21 protein-coding genes and 1 pseudogene are annotated in these 23,073 nt (G+C 51.9%); 5 read left to right on the plus strand and 17 right to left on the minus strand.

Annotation, left to right across the window (positions count from 1 at the left end; genetic code table 11):
- Positions 1-13 precede the first annotated feature (13 nt).
- The 5 genes from argO to epd form a co-directional block, all read right to left on the minus strand.
- Entirely contained in the window at positions 14-649 is a 636-nt protein-coding gene (gene argO, locus HV127_RS02315) for an arginine exporter ArgO (protein ID WP_182234898.1), read from the minus strand.
- A gap of 189 nt (positions 650-838) precedes the next feature.
- Positions 839-1,696, minus strand: a complete 858-nt coding sequence (mscS, locus tag HV127_RS02320; protein WP_110276739.1) for a small-conductance mechanosensitive channel MscS — start codon at positions 1,694-1,696, stop codon at positions 839-841.
- Between the two features lie 187 nt (positions 1,697-1,883).
- Entirely contained in the window at positions 1,884-2,963 is a 1,080-nt protein-coding gene (gene fbaA, locus HV127_RS02325) for a class II fructose-bisphosphate aldolase (RefSeq protein WP_110276740.1), read from the minus strand.
- Between the two features lie 97 nt (positions 2,964-3,060).
- Entirely contained in the window at positions 3,061-4,224 is a 1,164-nt protein-coding gene (gene pgk / locus HV127_RS02330) for a phosphoglycerate kinase (RefSeq protein ID WP_112216559.1), read from the minus strand.
- A gap of 51 nt (positions 4,225-4,275) precedes the next feature.
- Positions 4,276-5,295, minus strand: a complete 1,020-nt coding sequence (gene epd, locus HV127_RS02335) for an erythrose-4-phosphate dehydrogenase (protein WP_182234900.1) — start codon at positions 5,293-5,295, stop codon at positions 4,276-4,278.
- A 274-nt stretch (positions 5,296-5,569) separates the two neighbouring features.
- Here epd and HV127_RS02340 point away from each other — a divergent pair.
- Positions 5,570-5,659 (plus strand): annotated as a pseudogene (locus HV127_RS02340) (prohibitin family protein); the annotation flags it as partial.
- Positions 5,660-5,706: 47 nt separating this feature from the next.
- Here HV127_RS02340 and HV127_RS02345 read toward each other — a convergent pair.
- The 7 genes from HV127_RS02345 to tkt all read right to left on the minus strand — a co-directional run bounded on the left by HV127_RS02345 (position 5,707) and on the right by tkt (position 13,383).
- The gene (locus tag HV127_RS02345; RefSeq protein WP_182234902.1) at positions 5,707-6,423 is read right to left on the minus strand and encodes a nucleoside/nucleotide kinase family protein; all 717 of its coding nucleotides are present in this window, start codon (positions 6,421-6,423) and stop codon (positions 5,707-5,709) included.
- A complete protein-coding gene (locus HV127_RS02350; RefSeq protein WP_112216562.1) occupies positions 6,420-6,929 on the minus strand; it encodes an MltR family transcriptional regulator in 510 nt (169 codons plus the stop codon). Before HV127_RS02350 ends, HV127_RS02345 begins: the two co-directional genes overlap by 4 nt.
- A gap of 15 nt (positions 6,930-6,944) precedes the next feature.
- Positions 6,945-7,916 carry a class II fructose-bisphosphatase gene (gene glpX, locus HV127_RS02355; RefSeq protein ID WP_182234903.1) on the minus strand — a complete coding sequence of 324 codons (972 nt, stop codon included), beginning with the start codon at positions 7,914-7,916 and terminating at the stop codon, positions 6,945-6,947.
- Complete coding sequence (locus HV127_RS02360) at positions 7,913-9,190, minus strand: zinc-binding dehydrogenase (protein WP_182234904.1); 1,278 nt, start codon at positions 9,188-9,190, stop codon at positions 7,913-7,915. Before HV127_RS02360 ends, glpX begins: the two co-directional genes overlap by 4 nt.
- Positions 9,191-9,215: 25 nt before the next feature.
- Positions 9,216-10,592, minus strand: coding sequence for a PTS mannitol transporter subunit IICB (locus HV127_RS02365; RefSeq protein WP_182234905.1), 1,377 nt, complete (start codon positions 10,590-10,592; stop codon positions 9,216-9,218).
- Between the two features lie 27 nt (positions 10,593-10,619).
- Positions 10,620-11,063, minus strand: coding sequence for a PTS mannitol transporter subunit IIA (gene cmtB, locus HV127_RS02370; protein WP_182234906.1), 444 nt, complete (start codon positions 11,061-11,063; stop codon positions 10,620-10,622).
- A gap of 328 nt (positions 11,064-11,391) precedes the next feature.
- Positions 11,392-13,383 carry a transketolase gene (gene tkt / locus HV127_RS02375; protein WP_182234907.1) on the minus strand — a complete coding sequence of 664 codons (1,992 nt, stop codon included), beginning with the start codon at positions 13,381-13,383 and terminating at the stop codon, positions 11,392-11,394.
- 279 nt (positions 13,384-13,662) lie between these two features.
- Between tkt and HV127_RS02380 the strand changes: the two genes are divergently transcribed.
- Complete coding sequence (locus tag HV127_RS02380; protein ID WP_181484898.1) at positions 13,663-14,421, plus strand: M48 family metallopeptidase; 759 nt, start codon at positions 13,663-13,665, stop codon at positions 14,419-14,421.
- Positions 14,422-14,641: 220 nt separating this feature from the next.
- Here HV127_RS02380 and speB read toward each other — a convergent pair whose 3' ends face one another.
- From speB to HV127_RS02410, 5 genes are all read right to left on the minus strand, one after another.
- Positions 14,642-15,562 carry an agmatinase gene (gene speB / locus HV127_RS02385; protein ID WP_112217192.1) on the minus strand — a complete coding sequence of 307 codons (921 nt, stop codon included), beginning with the start codon at positions 15,560-15,562 and terminating at the stop codon, positions 14,642-14,644.
- Between the two features lie 149 nt (positions 15,563-15,711).
- Positions 15,712-16,443, minus strand: coding sequence for a hypothetical protein (locus HV127_RS02390; RefSeq protein WP_182234908.1), 732 nt, complete (start codon positions 16,441-16,443; stop codon positions 15,712-15,714).
- 151 nt (positions 16,444-16,594) lie between these two features.
- Positions 16,595-18,571 (minus strand): biosynthetic arginine decarboxylase, encoded by a 1,977-nt coding sequence (gene speA, locus HV127_RS02395; protein WP_181484896.1) that lies wholly within the window; start codon positions 18,569-18,571, stop codon positions 16,595-16,597.
- Positions 18,564-18,710: an acid stress response protein YqgB gene (gene yqgB / locus HV127_RS02400; protein ID WP_130624344.1), complete on the minus strand. Its 147-nt coding sequence runs from the start codon at positions 18,708-18,710 to the stop codon at positions 18,564-18,566. Before yqgB ends, speA begins: the two co-directional genes overlap by 8 nt.
- Before the next feature lie 393 nt (positions 18,711-19,103).
- Complete coding sequence (locus tag HV127_RS02410; protein ID WP_182234909.1) at positions 19,104-19,274, minus strand: hypothetical protein; 171 nt, start codon at positions 19,272-19,274, stop codon at positions 19,104-19,106.
- A 137-nt stretch (positions 19,275-19,411) separates the two neighbouring features.
- On the opposite strand from HV127_RS02410, the gene metK reads away from it, so the two are divergent.
- The 3 genes from metK (at position 19,412) to HV127_RS02425 (ending at position 23,050) form a co-directional block, all read left to right on the plus strand.
- Positions 19,412-20,566 carry a methionine adenosyltransferase gene (gene metK, locus HV127_RS02415; protein WP_110273091.1) on the plus strand — a complete coding sequence of 385 codons (1,155 nt, stop codon included), beginning with the start codon at positions 19,412-19,414 and terminating at the stop codon, positions 20,564-20,566.
- Between the two features lie 388 nt (positions 20,567-20,954).
- On the plus strand, positions 20,955-22,349 hold the full coding sequence (locus HV127_RS02420; RefSeq protein WP_182234910.1) for a sugar porter family MFS transporter: 1,395 nt from the start codon (positions 20,955-20,957) through the stop codon (positions 22,347-22,349).
- Between the two features lie 200 nt (positions 22,350-22,549).
- A complete protein-coding gene (locus tag HV127_RS02425; RefSeq protein WP_182234911.1) occupies positions 22,550-23,050 on the plus strand; it encodes a SprT family zinc-dependent metalloprotease in 501 nt (166 codons plus the stop codon).
- Positions 23,051-23,073: the final 23 nt, after the last annotated feature.

Genomic DNA, 23,073 nt, shown 5'->3' on the forward strand with positions numbered 1-23,073 from the left:
CATCGGACAAGACTTAGTTAAGCAGCATCTGCACATGCGCCAGGCCGTCTTTCGCCAGCTGTAGCGCAATCACCCACATCACCAGGCCAACCAGCACGTTAATAATGCGCTGTGCCTTTGCCGTGCGCAGACGCGGGGCCAGCCAGGCAGCCAGCAGAGCCAGACCAAAAAACCATAAGAATGAAGCACTGATGGTGCCTAACGCGAACCAGCGCTTTGGCTCCATCGCTAACTGTCCGCCCAGGCTGCCGAGCACCACGAAAGTATCAAGATAAACGTGCGGGTTGAGCCAGGTCACCGCCAGCATCGTGACGATGATTTTCCAGCATCCCTGCTTCATGACTTCCGCACTGGCCAGTTCCAGATTGCTGCTCAAAGCCGTTTTCAACGCACCGAAACCGTACCACAATAAAAAGGCCACACCGCCCCAGGTTACCAACGCTAACAGCCACGGAGACTGCATCAACAGCGCGCTACCACCAAATATACCGGCGCAGATCAGCAGCAGATCGCTGATAGCGCATAGCAGCGCAATCATCAGATGGTACTGGCGGCGAATGCCCTGATTCATCACAAACGCATTTTGGGGTCCGAGAGGCAAAATCATTGCCGCCCCCAGGACAAGCCCCTGAAAGTAATAAGATAACATGTTGAATTTTTCCGCTGAGGTCGTTAATGCGGCTGACTATAGCGCGATATCATTATTAGCGGAAATTGATATTATTAATCATTAATTAGAAAGGCTAATGATCAGGGATTTTCCAGGATTTTACTCTACAAACTAAAAAGGCTCACCATCAGGGACGGCGAGCCTTAATCGCTAAACCTGACGTGAAAATTACTCCGCCGGGTCTTTTACCTGCTTCAAATTCACATCCATCTGCGGATACGGAAAGCTGATACCGTTAGCGTCGAAGTCACGCTTAATACGCTCCAGAACATCCCAATACACGTTTTGCAGATCGCTGCTTTTACTCCATACACGAATCACATAGTTTACCGATGAAGCACCCAGTTCATTCAGGCGCACGGTCATTTCGCGATCTTTAAGGATACGCTCATCTGATTCAATGATAGCCGTAATCAGTTGCTTCACTTTATCGATATCGGCATCGTAAGCCACGCCAATAATAAACTCGTTGCGACGTACTGGCTCGCGGGAGAAGTTAATGATATTCCCGGCAATGATTTTACCGTTCGGAACCACCACAATCTTGCCATCCGCGCTACGAAGGGTTGTGGAGAAAATCTGCACGTTCAGCACGGTACCCGCGATACCGCCAAGGTCAACGTATTCACCCGCACGGAATGGGCGGAATACGACCAGCAGAACACCAGCAGCAAGGTTAGACAGAGAGCCTTGTAGCGCCAGGCCGACGGCCAAACCGGCAGCACCGAGAACGGCGATGACTGAGGCAGTTTGCACGCCGACGCGGCCCAAAGCGGCAATCAGCGTAAAGGCTATAACGGCGTAACGTACCAGCGCAGAAAGAAAATCGGCAACGGTGGCGTCAATATGTCGCGCCCGCATCAGGCGATTCACCGTATTGGACACAATCCGCGCCACGATCATACCAACAATAATAATCGCGATAGCCGCTACGATGTTGACGGCATAGCTCAGCAGTAATTCCTGATTGCGCACCAGCCACGAACTGGCGTTATTTATGCTATCGACAACGTTCAAATCTTCCATTTAACATTCCTTATGGATACCCGGACGGGAAATAAAAAACCAAACCTGAAATAACAGGTAGGTTAAGGGTAAACAAAAAGTGTACGTTTTGCCAAACTGATCACATTTATTTAGCAACATTTCATGTCGTTCAGATAATAAAAAAGCCCGCATTTCTGCGGGCTTCAGAGTAAGAAACAGAGTTTTCTTACAGAACGTCGATCGCGTTCAGTTCTTTAAATGCCTGCTCCAGACGTGCCACCATGGTCACCTGAGCAGCACGCAGCCATGCGCGCGGATCGTAGTATTTTTTGTTCGGCTGGTCTTCGCCTTTCGGGTTACCCAGCTGGCCCTGCAGGTAAGCTTCGTTCGTTTTGTAGTAGCCCAGGATACCGTCCCATGTTGCCCACTGGGTGTCGGTATCGATGTTCATTTTCACTACGCCGTAGCTTACGGAGTCTTTGATTTCCTGAGCAGAAGAACCGGAACCGCCGTGGAAGACGAAGTTCAGGCTGTTGTGCGGCAGGTTATGTTTCTTAGAAACATAGTCCTGAGAATCGCGCAGGATAGTCGGGGTCAGTACCACGTTACCCGGCTTATAAACGCCGTGTACGTTACCGAAGGAAGCCGCGATGGTGAAACGCGGGCTGATTTTGCTCAGCTCGGTGTAAGCGTAATCAACGTCTTCCGGCTGGGTGTACAGTGCAGAAGCGTCCATGTGGCTATTATCCACACCGTCTTCTTCGCCACCGGTGCAACCCAGTTCGATTTCCAGAGTCATGTCCATTTTGGCCATACGAGCCAGGTATTTAGAACAGATCTCAATGTTTTCGTGCAGAGTTTCTTCAGACAGGTCAATCATGTGAGAAGAGAACAGCGGTTTGCCTGTAGCTGCGAAGTGTTTTTCACCCGCGTCCAGCAGACCGTCGATCCACGGCAGCAGTTTCTTAGCGCAGTGGTCAGTGTGCAGGATAACTGGAACACCGTAGTGCTCTGCCATCTGATGTACGTGATGCGCACCAGAGATAGCACCCAGGATTGCTGCGCCCTGAGGAACGTCAGTTTTCACGCCTTTGCCCGCGATGAACGCTGCGCCGCCGTTAGAGAACTGAACGATAACCGGAGAACGAACTTTTGCAGCAGCTTCCAGAACGGCGTTGATGGAATCAGTACCCACGCAGTTTACTGCTGGCAGAGCAAAGTTGTTTTCTTTAGCTACCTGGAACACTTTCTGAACGTCGTCGCCAGTGATGACGCCCGGTTTTACGAAATCAAAAATTTTAGACATGTTACGTAGTCCTGTATCTGTATCTTCGACCGTTGAAGAAGGTTCGCGAGCGTTTAAGCGCGCTGAAAAACAGGCGGGTCACCCCGCCTGAACTGAATTACTTCTTAGCGCGCTCTTCGAGCATAGCTACTGCTGGCAGGACTTTGCCTTCCACGAATTCGAGGAATGCGCCGCCGCCAGTGGAGATGTAGGAGATTTTGTCAGCAATGCCAAACAGGTCGATTGCTGCCAGGGTATCGCCGCCGCCTGCGATGGAGAAGGCTTCGCTATCAGCGATAGCGTTAGCAACGATTTCAGTACCTTTGCGGAAGTTCGGGAATTCAAACACGCCAACCGGACCATTCCACAGAATAGTTTTGGCATTTTTCAGGATTTCAGCCAGCTGTTGCGCAGAAGCGTCGCCCAGGTCCAGAATCTGTTCGTCATCTTTGATGTCGTTAACAGACTTCAGGGTTGCGGCTGCAGTTTCTGAGAACTCGGTTGCCACGCGCACATCAGTCGGGACCGGGATGTCGCAGGTTGTCAGCAGGCGCTTAGCTTCGTCAACCAGGTCTGCTTCGTACAGGGATTTACCGACATTGTGGCCTTGAGCGGCAACGAAGGTGTTAGCGATACCGCCACCCACGATCAGCTGGTCAGCGATTTTTGACAGGGAGTCCAGAACGGTCAGTTTAGTGGAAACTTTAGAACCACCAACGATAGCGACCATCGGGCGAGCAGGTTCTTTCAGCGCTTTACCCAGTGCGTCCAACTCTGCGGCCAGCAGCGGACCTGCGCAAGCCACGTCAGCAAATTTACCGATGCCGTGGGTAGAAGCCTGTGCACGGTGAGCAGTACCGAATGCATCCATTACGAATACGTCACACAGCGCAGCGTATTTTTTAGACAGCGCTTCGTCGTCTTTCTTTTCGCCTTTGTTGAAGCGAACGTTTTCCAGAACAACCAGTTCACCAGCGGCCACTTCAACGCCGTCCAGGTAATCTTTAACCAGACGTACCGGGTTAGACAGTTTGTCTTTCAGGTAGTTAACAACCGGCAGCAGAGAGAATTCTTCGTTGTACTCGCCTTCGGTAGGACGACCCAGGTGGGAAGTTACCATCACTTTCGCACCCTGTTTCAGGGCCAGTTCGATGGTCGGCAGAGAGGCACGGATACGCGCATCGCTGGTTACTTTCCCTTCTTTAACTGGTACGTTCAGATCCGCACGGATAAAAACGCGTTTACCAGCAAGATCCAGATCGGTCATCTTAATTACAGACATGGTGAATCCTCTCGTTGATTCTTGATAAAGTTTTGCAAGCGCTTACGCGCCTTACCTGAAACCTTGTGCGGCCATCGCTAACGTGGTGTCGAGCATCCGGTTAGCAAAGCCCCATTCGTTATCGCACCAGACCAGCGTTTTGATCAAATGCGCGCCGCTTACCCGCGTTTGCGTACCATCAACAATGGCGCTATGCGGATCGTGGTTGAAATCTATCGAGACTAACGGTAATTCCGTATAGTCAACTATACCATGAAATGTACCCTGTGCTGCTTTTTGCAGCAACTGGTTGACTTCACTTGCTTTTACTGGTTTCTTCACCGTCACGCTGAGGTCGATAGCCGTCACATTAATGGTCGGCACACGCACCGCAATCGCTTCGAAACGATCGTTAAACTGAGGGAAAAAACGCGTAATCCCCGCAGCAAGCTTAGTATCAACCGGGATAATCGACTGACTGGCTGCTCGAGTACGACGCAAATCCGGATGCCAGGAATCAATGACCTGCTGATCGTTCATTGATGAGTGGATCGTCGTTACCGTTCCTGACTCTATGCCGTAGGCATCATCTAACAGTTTAATGACCGGAATAATGCAGTTGGTCGTGCAGGAGGCGTTGGAGACGATACGGTGCTCGGCTCGCAGTTCATCATGATTGACGCCAAAAACAACCGTCGCGTCGAGATCGTTGCCGCCAGGATGTGAAAAGAGCACTTTCTTCGCGCCAGCCTGAAGATGGGCTTCGCCATGTTCACGGCTGCCGTAAACGCCCGTACAATCAAGCACCACATCCACCGCCAGCTCACGCCAGGGCAACGCCTCAAGGGAAGATTCATGCAGCAGGCGAATAGCATCATCGCCGACAAACAGCTGCTCTCTCTCCTGGCGTACATCCCAGGCAAAGCGCCCATGGCTGGTGTCATATTTCAACAAATGAGCGATGCCGGCAGCATCCGCCAGTTCATTGATTGCCACCACGGTGATTTCCGCACGACGCCCGGATTCATACAAAGCACGAACCACGTTACGCCCGATGCGACCGAAGCCATTAATCGCAATGCGTATGGTCATAGGTCTCCTGCAAGGCTGTCCATGAAATGAGGTGGCTGACAGAGTAATGCAGCTACGCTCTAAGGGAAACCTTACCTGTCGCAAACTGCGACTGATTGGTTAATTGTCGAACATTTAGACGACTGAAACGCTTCAGCTAGAATAAGCGAAACAAGGAATAAAAGGAATGACTGTCCAGTTGAAGAAGCCATTTATCTGACTTACGTCACATTTTAAAAGGAATAGTTGCAACGCGAGTAACGAATAGCAAAGACGATGCGAGCGGACTTTTTGTCTTGTTGCTCTGACCACAGCGGAGCGTTGGGATGGTAAATTGCCGGAGACCATGATTCCTGGCGGCACTGTTCCCTTTATCTCAACTAAATACAAACAGGGCCGTTATCGCGGCCCTTTTTGCAACACTCGCCTGAGTCAAGGGCAGGCAATCTTATATGCACCGTCAGCCGTCATCTCTAACGTCAGGTTTGCAGCCCGGCTGTTTTCGAGCACACGGCGAACGTTCGGACCATCGGTACGCTCGTAAAACGCCTCGGCTTCAGCTTGCGACAGGCCTCCGGCCAGCTTGCGTCCAACCAGCCTGGCCCGCAAAGCGTTGGCTGGCGCTTTAATAAACAGTGAAAAATCGCAAAACTCCGCGAGTACACGCCACTGCTCATCATCCAGCAGCAGCCAGTTGCCCTCAACGATAACAACGGGGGCATTTACATTAATGGCAGCTTCAACCGGGTCGTGTTTTTGCCGATCGTATTGCGGCCAGTCGCCCTCACCCTCGCGAATCTGGCGAAGATTTTTCGCCAGCTTGGTCACATCGAACGTTTCCGGTGCGCCTTTCGAGCTACGTAACCCATGCTCTTCAAGCCAGGTGTTATAGCGATGAAAACCGTCCATCGGTAGCGTCTGGATGGGTGTCAAATGCGAGTCCTGACGCGCTAAAAACTCCCAAAACGTCGTGAGCGTCGATTTCCCTGTCCCTGGCGGCGCACTGAGGAAAATAATGGTCCGCCGGTTCGGCGTTAAAGCATGTAATCGGGTAAAACGGTGCAGTAAAGGTTTATGGACGTTCTCAATTTCGTCATCACTGTACCGGGCATCAACATTCAGCCCATTAATACTCAGCGTTATATTCACGGCGTTAATTCCTTTAATATCGTCGTTATCGCCAACGCCAGCGCGGTTTTCACCATATTAATGAAGCGAATTTCTGACCACGCAGAGAAATCAGCAAATTTCATTGATTTCAACGCGCCATATAATGCGGTGTTATTCGTAATGCTATTTACATTACAAATAAAATCCCAGGTCAACTCGTCCGCAAATCCGGGAAGATCGCATTGTTCAGTCAGGTACTGATAAAACTGCGAAAAGTGGGTGATATCGGCATAGAGCCATTTGTCCATTTTCCCCAGCGCATATATCAGTCGTAACGCCACATCAATATCGTCAAGCGGGCCGCTTTGCGCGAGTAACGGCTTCACTGCATATTCCACGATCTCTTCATCATTATTAACGAACAACGAGGGCAGAAAACGCTTGATGGCCTGCAACAAGAGGGTATTTGCAGTCGCCATAAAGGAGAGTAAATCTTGCTGAGCGTCCAATTGCTCCAGCACGTCATCTTCTGTTAGCGTCGTCATTCGTTTCTCGATAAATCACCAGGAATGCAGAGAGTCTACTATATTACACGTTTGGTCTATGCCACTGATTAGGATTGTTTGTGTGCGAATTCCGCCCGCGCTGCGTTGAATTCCACGCAGCAGGTCTCCACCCGTGACGCCGGTTGCAGCGAACAGAACATCGCGGTGGCTCACGATATCATCAAGCCGGTACACATGGTTGACCTTAACGCCCATCTCATCGCAACGGCTGCGCTCTTTCAGCGCTATCTGCTGGTGCTCAGGCGAGTCGCCTTTCGCCTCACAAAAGTCGATAAGTTCCGCCTGCATATCCCCACCCAGAGCGGTCACCGCGCATGCAGATATCACCCCTTCCGGCGCGCCGCCAATGGTGAACATCACATCGTAAGCATTGTCCGCCATGCAGGTCTGCACGCTGGCGGCGACATCACCATCCGGCAAAGCAAAAACTTTCACCCCAAGGCTTCTCGCCTCATCAATAGCGGGCCGTAATCGCGGTTTATCCAGCGTGACCATGCGCAGCGCCGTCAGCGGCTTGTCCAGCGCCTTTGCCACGCTATATAAGTTCTCGCTTAACGAATGCCGCAGATTAATCGCCCCTTTCGCCCGGCGGCCCACAACCATTTTTTTCATATACATATCAGGCGCATGCAGCAGCGAACCCGCTGGCGCAAAAGCCATGACCGCCAGCGCATTACTTTGCCCCATCGCAACCATTCGGGTTCCTTCTATTGGATCGACGGCAATATCAGTAGCCAACCCCTCGCCACGTCCAACCTGCTCGCCAATCCACAACATGGGAGCATGGTCGATTTCCCCCTCTCCGATGACGATCCGCCCCTGAAAATTAAGCTCATTGAGCGCCTGCCGCATTGCGCTTACCGCCAGGCCATCAATTTTGTTTTTATCCCCGCACCCCGTTTCGGGCCAGGCAGCAAGCGCTGCCTGTTCCGTAGTGCGTAGCAGCGGCCACGCCAGTGACATCATTCCGTCACCTCGCCAATATCAACGCCAAAGTGCGCCAGAAGATACTTCTCGGCCTGCTCATTCCAGATCCCGTGCGTCTCTTCTACCAGTTTCGCCAGCTGCTTAAACAGCGGGTCGGTTTTACCTTTCTCAGCAAAATCAGTAATCGCCGTTAGCGGCATCGTCACGCCGTTATAAATCAGCTTTTTGCCGCCAGGTATGTTGGGCAGATTAAGCACCGTGTCCGGCACCGCATCCAGGCCGCCAATATGCGTCACCATAAATGAAGGCTGTAGTTGTCCAGTTGCGCTCAGGGCGATCGCTTCAAGCATGTCATCCGTTGAGCCGCCGGAGGTCCCCACGACATGGGTGCTGTTGTAATGCACGTTGTAGAAGTTAAACGGGACTTTAAAGTTTTTATCCGTAGGACCGGCAAAGAAGTTCAGGCATCCATCTTCTGCCAGCAGATCGTCCGCCATTTCCACGATAGCGGGAACGGCAGCATAGACGAAGACATCGTCAAATCCTTCGTCATTCGTCAGCGCCCGCAGCGCCTGTACCGGATCCGCAACATCCCGCGTATTGACGTAAACCAGCTCAATTCCTTTACTGGCAGCCAGTTCTACCGGCAGGAGTTTTTGCGCCTGCGCCAGGCGCTTTTCATCAATATCAACCACTACCACCCGCGCCGGGGCGATGTTGCCGTTGATAGCATAATCTATCGCGCCAATGCCCATCGGCCCGGCACATGCCAGCAGCGCCAGATTGCCGCCAGGCTTAATTCCCATCCGATGCTCATAGACATAAGGCGTGGTATGGAAATTGGCGTTATATGCGCCAATAATGCAACACATAGGTTCAGCCAGCGACGCGGCGGCAAAATAAGAACCGTGATATGGCAGTACGCATCCCAGATTAATAGCCACCTCAGGGATAATCATATAGGTTGCGTTACCGCCGAAGTATTCATAGCTATAACCTGCTGAATATCCGCTGGGTAGTCCCATTGCCGGTTGCAAAACAAATCGCTGTCCTTTTTTATATTTGCCAGTGAGATTTTTACCCACTTCGACAATAATTCCTGCACATTCATGACCGGTAATAACCGGATGATTTTCTAAATCATCGGGAACGCGCTTATGTTCGCTACCTAAAGCAGCGGCCTTCCAGGTGGATAAGCACACGCTATCGGAGATTACGCTCACCAACAGTTCATTATCGGTAATTTGCGGAAGTTCGAATTCACGAATACGGACATCCTGCTTGCCATAAATAGCGGCAACTTTGGTTTTCATATTAACTCCGTAAATTAATGAGCAATCAGGCGCTGAGGTTTTTAAACAACTCGTCCAGGTACGGATCGCCGATATAGTTTTTAATCAGGATTAAAGGTTTATCACTGACGCGTTTAACACGGCCTTCCAGGCTGGCATGAGTGACGATAATATCCGCATCATCCGGTACATTTTCGATGGCATAGTGGGTGACGGTAATAGCCAGCCCTGCTTTTTCCAGACGTTTACGGAAAGTTGTTGCGCCCATCGCGCTGGAGCCCATACCCGCATCGCAAACGAAAGCGACGCGTTTAACTTGCTTGTAAGAAAACGAACCTTCGCGTTTCATCGCTTTTACCGCTTTAGCAGATTCGCTAAATGTATCTTCTTTTTCGACTTCGATGCTTTTATCCATCTTCAGAATAAAAGAAGTCATGATAAAGGTTACCAGAGCCCCCGCCGTTACGCCCGCGATGGTGGCGATAAACGACCCTTTCGGTGTTAATGCCAAGTAGGCGAAGATTGAGCCAGGACTCGGTCCGGCAACCAGGCCGCCACCTAATAAATTAAAGACCCAGGTACCGGTCATTCCACCGCCGATCATGGCAATCAGCGTTAGCGGCTTCATCAACACATAAGGGAAATAGAGCTCATGGATACCGCCAAGGAAATGGATAATCATGGCGCCCGGAGCGGACTTCTTACTCATGCCTTTACCAAAGATGGCAAACCCGAGCAGCAGGCCCAGCCCTGGGCCGGGGTTAGAGGCCACCATAAAGAAGATCGATTTTCCGGTCTCAGCAGCCTGTTGCATACCCAGCGGATAATAGACACCCTGATCGATAGCATTGTTCAGAAAGAGGATTTTTGCGGGCTCGTTGATAACCGATAACAGCGGCAGATATCCCGCATGTACCAGAGCTTCAATGCATTCCTTCACAAAATTGTTGGCGACAAGAACTGCCGGGCCAATAATTTCAAATCCCAGCAGGCACAAGATCATGCCAGCGATACCGAGAGAGAAGTTATTTATGACCATTTCGAAACCGGCAGGAATACGTTTTTCCAGCAGGCGGTCAATATGTTTAATCACCAGGCCACCGAGCGGGCCCATGATCATGGAACCAAGGAACATTGGAATATCAGCGCCAACAATCACGCCAATGGAACCGATGCCGCCCATTACCGCTCCGCGCTTGCCGCCAACCAAGTGACCGCCGGTTGAGCCAATCATTACCGGTAATAAATAGGTGATCATCGGACCGACAATTTTGGCAAAATGCTCATTGGGCATCCAGCCAGTAGGAATAAATAATGCGGTAATAAACCCCCAGGCAATAAATGCGCCGATATTGGGGATGACCATGGCAGTCAAAAACCCACCAAAAGCCTGAACCTTTGCACGAGCAGACTTGTTTTCCATATTAATATCCTGAAAGGAGGGAGTAGATTATGCGCGGGAGATAATATCCGCTAATTGTTTCTCAGATTTAGCCGCCAACAATGCAGCCAGGCTTTCCTCTTCACACAATAATTCACTTAATGCCTGAATCGCACCAATATGCGAATCTGAATCGGCAGCGGACAGCCCAATTAATAATTTAATCGGTTCATTATCGTCGCCAAAGCTGACGTGGTTTCGCAATAGCGTTAATGACATCCCTGTTTTTAACGCGCCGTATTCAGGACGCGCATGAGGCATTGCCACTTCGGGAGCCAGAATATAATAAGGCCCGTTAGCTAACGTAGAGTCTTTAATTGCCTGAACATATTGCGGGCTAACATAATGATTAGACAATAAAGCTGACATTGAGAAATCAACCGCTTCTTGCCAGCTTGATGCTGAATTCTTTATCGATATTGATGCTTCTGGGAAATAATCAATCAGTCGCATAGGTCATCCTTTTATTTTATTTCTAGGGTACAGCTTATCGTTAAAAACAAAATACTCGGGAGGCACAGTGAAATCAATAAGCGACAAAAGAGAGGCGAACTGGCTGAAGGTTTTTACGAAATGAACAAAAACAACAAGTTGATAATTAAAAAAATAAAATCAACTCTATGTTTGTGATTTCAATTGCAAATATGAAAAATCACTAAATTAACATTTTGTGAAGTACATCACCATTAATGACTTGATGATAGCTAACAAAAAAAGCTAGCACTGTCTCAATCAAAAGAAACGGGCCGCCTGAGCGACCCGTTTATTATCATAAAAATGATTACAGCAGTGCTTTCGCTTTGGCGACAACGTTATCCACGGTGAAACCAAACTCTTCAAACAGCAGCTCAGCCGGAGCAGATTCGCCGAAGGTAGTCATGCCGACGATAGCGCCGTTCAGGCCCACGTATTTGAACCAGTAGTCAGCGATGCCCGCTTCAACGGCTACGCGAGCAGAGACTGCTTTCGGCAGCACCGCTTCACGGTAAGCCGCATCCTGCTTGTCGAATGCGTCAGTGGACGGCATGGAAACCACGCGCGCCTTCACGCCTTCGGCAGTCAGTTTTTCGTAAGCAGCTACCGCCAGCTCAACTTCTGAACCGGTGGCGATAAAAATCAGCTCTGGCTGGCCAGCGCAATCTTTCAGCACGTAACCACCGCGGGCGACGTTCGCCAGCTGCTCTTCGGTACGTTCCTGCTGCGCCAGGTTCTGACGGGAGAGGATCAGCGCGGTCGGGCCGTCCTGACGCTCAACGCCGTATTTCCACGCGATAGCAGATTCAACCTGGTCACACGGACGCCATGTGGACATGTTTGGCGTGACGCGCAGGGAAGCAACCTGCTCAACCGGCTGGTGAGTCGGGCCATCTTCGCCCAGACCGATGGAGTCGTGGGTATAGACCATCACCTGACGCTGCTTCATGAGAGCCGCCATACGCACCGCGTTACGGGCGTATTCGACGAACATCAGGAAGGTGGAGGTGTACGGCAGGAAACCGCCGTGCAGCGAGATACCGTTGGCAATCGCGGTCATGCCGAATTCGCGCACACCGTAGTGGATGTAGTTACCGGCGGTGTCTTCGTTGATGGCTTTAGAGCCGGACCAGATGGTCAGGTTAGACGGTGCCAGGTCAGCGGAGCCGCCGAGGAATTCAGGCAGCAACGGACCGAAAGCTTCGATCGCATTCTGGGATGCTTTACGGCTGGCGATTTTCGCCGGATTCGCCTGCAGCTTAGCGATAAACTCATTCGCTTTCGCATCGAAGTCAGACGGCATATCGCCTTTCATACGACGGGTGAATTCTGCCGCTTCCTGCGGGAAGGCTTTGGCGTAGGCCGCGAACTTCTCGTTCCAGGAGGCTTCTTTCGCCTGACCGGCTTCTTTCGCATCCCACTGAGCATAGATATCAGACGGGATTTCAAAGGCCGGGTGTTTCCAGCCCAAAGCTTCGCGGGTCAGCGCGATTTCCGCGTCGCCCAGCGGCGCGCCGTGGGAGTCGTGAGTGCCCTGTTTGTTAGGGGAACCGAAACCGATGATGGTTTTGCACATCAGCAGGGACGGTTTGTCAGTGACCGCACGTGCTTCTTCCACTGCGCGTTTAATCGAGTCAGCATCGTGACCATCCACGCCACGAACAACGTGCCAGCCGTAGGCTTCAAAACGCTTCGCGGTGTCGTCGGTAAACCAGCCTTCAACGTGACCGTCGATGGAGATACCGTTATCGTCATAGAACGCCACCAGTTTGCCCAGTTTCAGGGTACCGGCCAGGGAGCATACCTCGTGAGAGATACCTTCCATCATGCAGCCGTCGCCCATGAAGGCGTAAGTGAAGTGGTCAACAATGTCGTGGCCCGGACGGTTAAACTGCGCCGCCAGCGTTTTCTCCGCAATCGCCATCCCCACCGCATTGGCAATACCCTGACCCAACGGACCGGTAGTGGTTTCAACACCCGCGGTGTAACCCACTTCCGGGTGGCCCGGCGTTTTAGAGTGCAGTTGGCGGAAGTTTTTCAGCTCTTCAATCGGCAGATCATAACCGGTGAGGTGCAGCAGGCTATAGATCAGCATAGAGCCGTGACCGTTGGACAGCACGAAGCGGTCGCGGTCAGCCCATAATGGGTTCTGCGGGTTATGGTTCAGGAAATCACGCCACAGGACTTCAGCAATGTCAGCCATACCCATCGGGGCACCCGGGTGACCGGATTTGGCTTTCTGTACTGCGTCCATGCTCAGCGCACGAATAGCGTTGGCAAGCTCTTTACGTGAGGACATTTTGACTCCAGATCGGATAATGAAGGCCATGCCCGCAACGACTTGACGACAGCGCGTTTTGGGCTACGCCGGAAAAAAGTGTGAACAATGTAACCTAAGCGGCAAAACATGTACATGGAGCATCCTTTTGCCGCTTAAGAAATCTCTGGAACACGTTATGCTGCACCGTAATCCTCTCGCCCGCATACTGAGATAGTATTTATAATTTGTATAGGATACGGCAGGCCTGCTATCGCCGTTTTTTCGGATAAATAACCATAAGATTGTGGAAGATAAAAAATGAAAATTCGTTCAGCTATTCTTGCCCTTGGGATCGCAGCAACGCTTACCGGATGCCAGAACATGGACTCTAACGCCCTGCTCGGCTCTGGCGCAGAAGCCTGGCAGGCTTACTCCCTCAGCGACGAGCAGGTTAAAACCTTAAGCGACAAAGCCTGTCAGGAGATGGACGCCAAAGCCACCATCGCGCCTGCCAGCAGCGAATACAGTAAGCGCCTCAGCAAAATCGCCGCCGCGCTGGGCGACAACATCAACGGCCAGCCGGTGAACTACAAGGTATACCAAACCAAAGACGTCAACGCATTTGCCATGGCCAACGGCTGTATTCGCGTCTATAGCGGGCTAATGGATTTGATGAATGATAATGAAGTTGAAGCAGTCATCGGCCATGAAATGGGTCACGTGGCGCTCGGTCATGTGAAGAAAGGGATGCAGGTCGCGCTGGGTACCAACGCGGTGCGCGCAGCGGCGGCTTCAGCTGGCGGTATTGTCGGCAGTCTCTCGCAGTCGCAACTGGGCGATCTGGGTGAAAAACTGGTGAATTCACAATTCTCCCAGCGCCAGGAATCTGAAGCAGACGACTACTCTTACGATCTGCTGCGTAAACGCGGGATTAATCCTGCGGGCCTGGCCACCAGCTTCGAAAAATTAGCCAAGTTGGAAGCCGGTCGCCAAAGCTCAATGTTTGACGATCACCCGGCGTCAGAGGCGCGCGCTCAGCATATTCGCGATCGAATGGCTGCGGACGGCATCAAGTAACCGCCGCCCCATCAGCAAGCCATATCAGATATTTTTGGCAAAGCTCGTCATGCAAGCCGGATAGCATTAGCGCTATCCGGCATAGCTGGTGATGACAAACCCGTTTTAGGCATAGTGCCCGGATTCATGCCGGGTGGCGGCTAACGCCTTACCCAGCCTACGAGATCCGCGATTATCTGTAGGCCCGTGCAAGCGCAGCGCCGCCGGGCGATTCCTGTGATTACTCGCCTTTCTTCGCCGCCTGGATATACAGCATCTCCAGCGCCAGAGTCGCCGCCGCCAGAGCAGTGATTTCGGACTGATCGTAAGCCGGAGCCACTTCCACCACGTCCATGCCGACAATATTCAGATCCTTCAGGCCGCGCACCAGTTTGATCGCGCGATCTGAAGTCAGGCCACCGATCACCGGCGTACCGGTACCCGGTGCGAATGCCGGATCCAGGCAGTCGATATCAAAGGTCAGATAGACCGGCATATCGCCGACGATCTGCTTAACCTGGGCAATCACATCGTCAGCGGTCCGATCGTTAACCTGACCCGCATCCAGCACCGTGAAGCCGTTATCTTTATCAAACTCGGTACGAATGCCGATCTGCACCGAATGATTCGGATCGATCAGACCTTCGTTCGGCGCGGTATAGAACATAGTGCCATGGTCGAATTCGCAGCCGTTTGCATAGGTATCGGTGTGAGCATCGAAGTGCACCAGCGCCATTTTGCCGAAGTGCTTAGCGTGCGCGCGCAGCAGCGGCAGCGTCACGAAGTGGTCACCGCCGAAGGAGAGCATGCGTTTACCCGCAGCCAGCAATCTTTCCGCGTGGGCCTGCAGCTTTTCGCTCATCTCACGCGCATCGCCGAAGGCATAAACCAGATCGCCACAGTCAACCACGTTGAGACGCTCACGCATATCAAAGTTCCACGGGAAGCGGTTGTGCTCCCACGCAAGGTTAGTCGACACCTGACGGATCGCCGCCGGACCGTGACGGCCGCCCGCGCGTCCGGAAGTCGCCATATCAAACGGGACGCCAGTAATCACCCAGTCAGCATCGCTGTCGTACGGCTGGAAATTCAGCGGCAGGCGCAGAAAGCCAAATGCGTTAGATACCAGGGAGTTATCGTATTGATGACCTAAGGTGCTCATGGGTATGACCTCTTTTACAGTCGTGGAATTTGAAAAAGATATAAAAAAACCCTTCCGCGTCGTTAGGCCCGACGAGAAAGGGTTCAATTTGCATATCATGTATTGGGCGTAATTATCGCCTTAAAACTACCCGGCTTCAAGCGAAGCGTTTATTTACGGCACGGCGGTGGTGCATAACCGTTGCTGTCTGCCGGGAAAGCCTGAGCCGAGCACGGCGGCAGCGCCGAGGTTGATTTACTCTGTAGCGCAAATGCCGCAAAACCAATAACCCCGGTATTACGCACATCACCCTGCGCGGAGTTAGCCGCATAGGAATCAGAGGCATCGGAGAACTGGAACGCTGCCTCAGTATGCTTATCTTTTCTGAACCCTTTAATCGCCAGCGAATCACCAGCATTAACAATATAACCGCTATTATTCAGAGAGCCAGGTTTACCGCTCAGCACATCCAGGCCATCAACCGTCGCGACAATTTCATAATTCTTATCACGACTGAAATTACGCACGTACAGCTGATAGTTCATCCCCACGGTCGCCGGGATAATATATTGCCACTGTCCAGTGTAGGAGTCATAACGACGAGTGATTGGAATAGAATTAAAATTTGCATCACGAACAGCATATTCAAGATTACTGATACGAATGCTATAAACACGATCGTACCCCGGCTGGTATTTAGCAGAGTAATTTATCAGAATGATTTCACTGGGCTCACGCTCTGCCCGCTCAGCTGAGACGCCCGTCACCGTTGAATTTACGTCTCCCCCCCACGTGGTGCCCACTTCGGAATGCATGGATGGGTTGGACTGCATCTGCCCAGCGCAGCCGCCTAAAAGCAAAAACATACTGACCAGTAAACTCTTAATTTTAAATCCCTTCATATCCACTTCCTTTGCTGTCATGAATAAATCACTCAGCAATAGTATGGATATTTAAAAATAAAAAAAGAGGGTAATTAACGATTAAGATTCTTTTCAGAATGAGATGACCGATTTATAAAAATAAATCGGTCATCAAGCGGAATACTCTTAATTACTCATCTTCGAGATAAGTATATCCATATAATCCCGCTTCGAACTCTTCAAGGAACTGCTGTTGCAGCGCTTCGTCGAGGCCTGAGTTTTTCACCTGATCGCGGAACTGAGTCAGCAACGTGCTCGGGTCTAGCTGCACGTATTGCAGCATGTCCGCCACCGTATCCCCTTCATCGGACAGCTCAACTTCCACGCTACCGTCAGGGAACACAAACACGTCGACGGCTTCCGTATCACCGAACAGGTTGTGCATATTGCCGAGAATTTCCTGATAGGCACCAACCATAAAGAAACCCAGCATCGGTGGGTTATCCGGATCGTACTCCGGCATTGGCATCGTGGTTGCGATACCATCACCATCGACATAATGGTCAATTGCGCCATCGGAGTCACAGGTGATATCCAGCAGCACCGCACGGCGTTCCGGCACCATATTCAGCCCTTCCAGCGGCATCACCGGGAACAGCTGATCGATACCCCAGGCATCCGGCATCGACTGGAACAGTGAGAAGTTGACGTAGATTTTATCCGCCATCCGCTCCTGCAGCTCATCAATAATCGGACGATGCGCACGGTTGCTCGGGTCGAGCTGCTTCTGCACTTCATGACACATATTCAGATACAGCTGCTCGGCCCAGGCGCGCTCCTGAAGATTAAAGGTGCCGGAGGAGTAGCCAATGTGGATATCATGCAGGTCCATCTGGCTATCATGCAGCCATTCGCGCAGCGAGCGGCGGTTGCCGGTCTCGTGCATTTCCAGCCAGGTTTCCCACATACTTTGCAGTGGACGCGCAGCGTCTTGTGCAGGCGGAGTCGCTTCGGTGTATTCGTTACGCTCAACGCCGATAATGTTAGAGACCAGCACGGTATGATGCGCAGTCACTGCACGACCCGACTCGGTAATCACCGTCGGATGCGGCAGGCCGTTCTCTTCACAAGCATCGCCAATCGCCCAGATTATGTTGTTGGCATACTCATTCAGGCCGTAGTTCACCGAACAATCGGACTGCGAACGGGTACCTTCATAGTCCACGCCCAGACCGCCGCCAACGTCGAAGCACTGAATGTTGACACCCAGCTTATGCAGCTCAACGTAGAAGCGCGATGACTCACGCACGCCGGTGGCAATATCACGAATATTGGCCATCTGCGAACCGAGATGGAAGTGCAACAGTTGCAGGCTGTCCAGGTGCCCTGCCGTACGCAGGATCTCAACCAGTTGCAGAACCTGCGTTGCCGCAAGGCCAAATTTCGATTTTTCGCCGCCGGATGACTGCCACTTACCGGAACCCTGCGATGCCAGACGCGCACGCACGCCAAGGCGCGGCACCACGTTCAGACGCTCGGCTTCTTCCAGCACGATAGCGATTTCCGACATTTTCTCGATGACCAGATAGACCTTATGGCCCATCTTTTCACCCACCAGCGCCAGGCGGATATATTCACGGTCTTTATAACCGTTACACACAATCACGCTACGGGTCATGCCCGCGTGCGCCAGGACCGCCATCAGTTCCGCTTTTGAGCCCGCTTCCAGACCCAGTGGTTCACCGGAGTGGATCAGCGACTCAATAACCCGGCGATGCTGGTTAACCTTGATCGGATAAACAAGGAAGTAGTCACCGTTATAGCCATAGGATTCACGCGCGCGTTTAAATGCGGCATTAATCGAACGCAGGCGGTGCTGCAGAATCTGCGGAAAGCAGAACAGCGCAGGCAGGCGCTGGCCCTGTGCTTCACGCGCTTTCACCAGCTCGGCGAGGTCAACGCGCGCTTCCGGGACGTCGGGATCCGGGCAGACGCTAATATGGCCCAGTTCGTTAACGTCGTAGTAGTTATTACCCCACCAGGCAATATTATAAGTACGTAGCATCTTGCTGGCTTCCTGGGAGCTCATCGCAACCTCCTGCATGGAACGTAGTACACCGTGTTCGCCTGCTGACGAAGGCGAAAACAAAGACATGTCGTCAGACATAGCGAACCTCAAATTTAGTAACAAGTGTAAAACAGTTGACTACTATCGCAATCCGAAGAAGCGATAACAACCCATGAACAGTCCTAAATCCCAGCAGATAGTGCTGGTCTCGCGACTGCGCGACCGGTTTCTTATTCATATCATCGTAAAACACGTACCCGAACTGAGTATGACAGTTCGGAGAAACCACGAGAAAACCCTTGCGATAGCAAGAGCGCCCTTGTTCAGTTTTCCAATCGCCTACCGGCCCTGGAATCCTGAGAAGCGCCGAGATGGGTAGAGCATCGGCTGGTTTGCATGAGAGAGATGCAGCTTGCGGGATAGTGACGCGCGACGGAACGACGCGACGAATCAGGCAAAAAACGTGGGTTCATTATTAAGGATCACCTCCACACTGCCCCGACATGGGCCAGCGACAAGCCAAAGCTAGACATTCCGAACAGCCAGCGCAAACGCTGCTGCGGGACTCTGTAAACACAGACTGCTTAACCCGGCTGGAAGTGGCGTCACGAGAAGAGTGCTCGTGCGCTTTTTAATGAGCCGCGCGCGGCGTTTTATACCGAGAAGCGGGGTAAAAAGCAAAATAAAAATATGCGCGTTGCCGGGGTTTGTCAGGAAAAATTGCCACCACTGTTTTCCCATAAATGCGACGAATATCAAAAAAGGCTGGAAATGGGGTCAACAACTGCCCTAAAATAGCCATCCAGAAGTTAATCCATCTATACTGATTAACACTCAGACTGCTCGTGTCACTACCTGCAAGCTTTGGTAGGGTCATCCGTCAAAGCCTCTCTACACAACAGTATGAGCTACCCGAATCGTCCACAGGTGAAATAAAACATGGCAAAACACCTCTTTACGTCCGAGTCCGTATCAGAAGGGCATCCAGACAAAATTGCTGACCAAATCTCCGACGCCGTACTGGACGCGATCCTCGAGCAGGATCCGAAAGCACGCGTAGCATGTGAAACCTACGTCAAGACCGGCATGGTTCTGGTTGGCGGTGAAATCACCACCAGCGCATGGGTTGATATCGAAGAGATCACCCGTAACACGGTCCGTGAAATTGGCTACGTGCATTCCGATATGGGCTTTGATGCCAACTCCTGCGCGGTACTGAGCGCTATCGGCAAACAGTCTCCGGACATCAACCAGGGTGTTGACCGTGCCGATCCGCTGGAACAAGGCGCGGGCGACCAGGGCCTGATGTTTGGCTACGCGACTAACGAAACCGACGTGCTGATGCCAGCGCCGATCACCTATGCTCACCGCCTGGTGCAGCGTCAGGCCGAAGTGCGTAAAAATGGCACCCTGCCGTGGCTGCGCCCGGATGCGAAAAGCCAGGTCACCTTCCAGTATGACGATGGCAAAATCGTCGGCATCGATGCCGTGGTTCTGTCAACTCAGCATGCGGAAAATATTGACCAGAAATCACTGCAAGAAGCGGTGATGGAAGAGATCATCAAGCCGGTCCTGCCGACCGAATGGCTGAGCAGCGCAACAAAATTCTTTATCAACCCAACAGGTCGTTTTGTCATCGGCGGCCCGATGGGCGACTGTGGCCTGACCGGGCGTAAAATCATCGTTGATACCTACGGCGGCATGGCTCGTCACGGCGGCGGCGCATTCTCCGGTAAAGATCCATCAAAAGTGGACCGTTCTGCAGCCTACGCTGCACGCTATGTTGCGAAAAACATCGTGGCGGCTGGTCTGGCTGACCGTTGCGAAATTCAGGTTTCCTACGCTATCGGCGTGGCAGAACCGACTTCCATCATGGTTGAAACCTTCGGCACTGAGAAAATCGCTTCTGAACAACTGACTCTGCTGGTTCGCGAGTTCTTCGATCTGCGTCCGTACGGACTGATTCAGATGCTGGATCTGCTGCACCCGATCTACAAAGAAACCGCAGCATACGGTCACTTTGGCCGCGAACATTTCCCGTGGGAAAAAACCGACAAAGCCGCCCAACTGCGCGAAGCCGCTGGCCTCAAGTAAACCATGCCCTTCTGCTTTTAAGGCCAGCCTCGCGCTGGCCTTTTCGTTTCTAATACTCCCCGTTAGCGATTTCCCGCAGACACGTATCGACCCCTATCGCAAAAAATGAAAGCGATTACATTAGGTACAGAGCAAATCATTAATTAACTCACGCTCTTAATGCACTAAGACATCACAGTGTTACACAATATTTCAGTTTTCTCTGATTAGTGCTTTTAATTTCTTAAGCTAAAATCAATTAATATGTTGATTTAAATAACTTTAATTCAATTACGTTTCTTTACTTTAGTGTAACCGATTACACAGTCGTGATTGATATCACATTTTTTTACTACGTACTTCCCTACCCTAACCATCGATAGAATCAATAACTCAACTGGAGGGCGTTATGCCTGACAACAAAAAACAAGGGCGCTCGAACAAGACGATAACGTTCTTTGTCTGCTTCCTCGCCGCACTGGCTGGCCTGCTGTTCGGCCTTGATATCGGTGTTATTGCGGGTGCCTTACCCTTTATTGCCAACGAGTTTCAGATAAGCGCTCATACCCAGGAATGGGTGGTGAGCTCCATGATGTTCGGTGCCGCCGTTGGCGCAGTCGGTAGCGGCTGGCTCTCCTTTAAACTCGGGCGTAAAAAAAGCCTGATGATTGGCGCCATCCTGTTCGTTGCCGGTTCGCTGTGCTCTGCTGCTGCTCCGAACGTTGAAGTGCTGCTGATTTCCCGCGTGCTGCTCGGCCTGGCCGTAGGCGTCGCCTCCTATACTGCCCCGCTTTATTTGTCGGAAATCGCCCCGGAAAAAATTCGCGGCAGCATGATTTCGATGTATCAGTTGATGATCACCATTGGTATTCTCGGCGCTTATCTTTCCGATACAGCGTTTAGCTATAGCGGCGCGTGGCGCTGGATGCTCGGCGTTATTATCATCCCGGCGATCCTGTTGTTGATTGGCGTTATCTTCCTGCCGGACAGCCCGCGCTGGTTTGCCGCTAAGCGCCGCTTTGTTGATGCAGAGCGCGTTCTGCTGCGCCTGCGCGATACCAGCGCAGAAGCAAAACGCGAACTGGATGAAATCCGCGAAAGCCTGAAGGTAAAACAGTCCGGCTGGTCGCTATTTAAAGAAAACAGCAATTTCCGTCGCGCAGTGTTCCTTGGCGTTCTACTGCAGGTGATGCAGCAGTTCACCGGCATGAACGTCATCATGTACTACGCACCGAAGATTTTTGAACTGGCAGGCTATGCCAATACCACTGAACAAATGTGGGGGACAGTCATTGTCGGTCTGACCAACGTTCTGGCAACCTTTATTGCCATCGGTCTGGTTGACCGCTGGGGTCGTAAACCCACGCTAATCCTTGGCTTTATCGTGATGGCCGTCGGTATGGGTGTTCTGGGCAGCATGATGCATATTGGCATCCATTCAGCCACCGCGCAGTACTTTGCCGTGCTGATGCTACTGATGTTTATCGTCGGCTTTGCGATGAGCGCCGGTCCGCTGATTTGGGTACTGTGTTCAGAAATCCAGCCGCTGAAAGGACGTGATTTTGGTATCACCTGCTCAACGGCAACCAACTGGATTGCCAATATGATCGTCGGAGCCACCTTCCTGACCATGTTGAACTCGCTGGGCAGCGCCAACACCTTCTGGGTCTATGGTGGTCTGAACGTGTTGTTCATCTTCCTGACGCTGTGGTTGATTCCGGAAACGAAAAACGTCTCGCTGGAACACATCGAACGTAACCTGATGAAAGGTCGTAAACTGCGCGAAATCGGCGCTCGCGACTAGCACCTATACCCAAAATAATTCGAGTTGCAGGAAGGCGGCAAGTGAGCGAGTCCCCAGGAGCTTACTCTGGTAAGTGACTGGGGTGAACGAACGCGGCCAACACACATGCAACTTGAAGTATGAAGGGTATAAAGCTTCCTCCCGCCCGAGAGGAAGCTTCTTCTTGCTCTCCCCTCTCTGCCGCACTATCCTCTGGCGCTATGAAAACACCCCGAATTCCCATTGCCCTTCAACAGGCCGTCATGCGCAGCCTGCGCGAGAATCTGGCCAAAGCTAACGCCAAACTGGGACAACATTACCCTGAACCGGTACTGGTCTATCAGCAACGTGGCACTTCCGCCGGCACCGCCTGGCTGGAAAAAAACGAAATCCGCCTCAACCCGGTGCTGCTGCTGGAAAACCAACAAGCATTTATCGACGAGGTCGTACCGCATGAGCTGGCTCATCTGCTGGTGTGGAAGCACTTTGGTCGCGTCGCACCGCACGGCAGAGAGTGGAAATGGATGATGGAAAACGTACTCGGCGTTCCGGCCCTGCGCACCCATCGTTTTGAACTCGACTCGGTGCGCAAAAACACCTTCTCCTACCGCTGCCAGTGTCAGCAGCACCAGTTAACCGTCCGCCGTCACAATCGCGTGGTGCGCGGGGAAGCCACTTATCGCTGCGTTCGCTGCGGCGACGTTCTGGTAGCGGAAAAGTAATCTCCGGAAATAATTGGAAGTTT

The organism is Klebsiella sp. RHBSTW-00215 (assembly GCF_014103785.1).
GTDB lineage: Bacteria > Pseudomonadota > Gammaproteobacteria > Enterobacterales > Enterobacteriaceae > Klebsiella.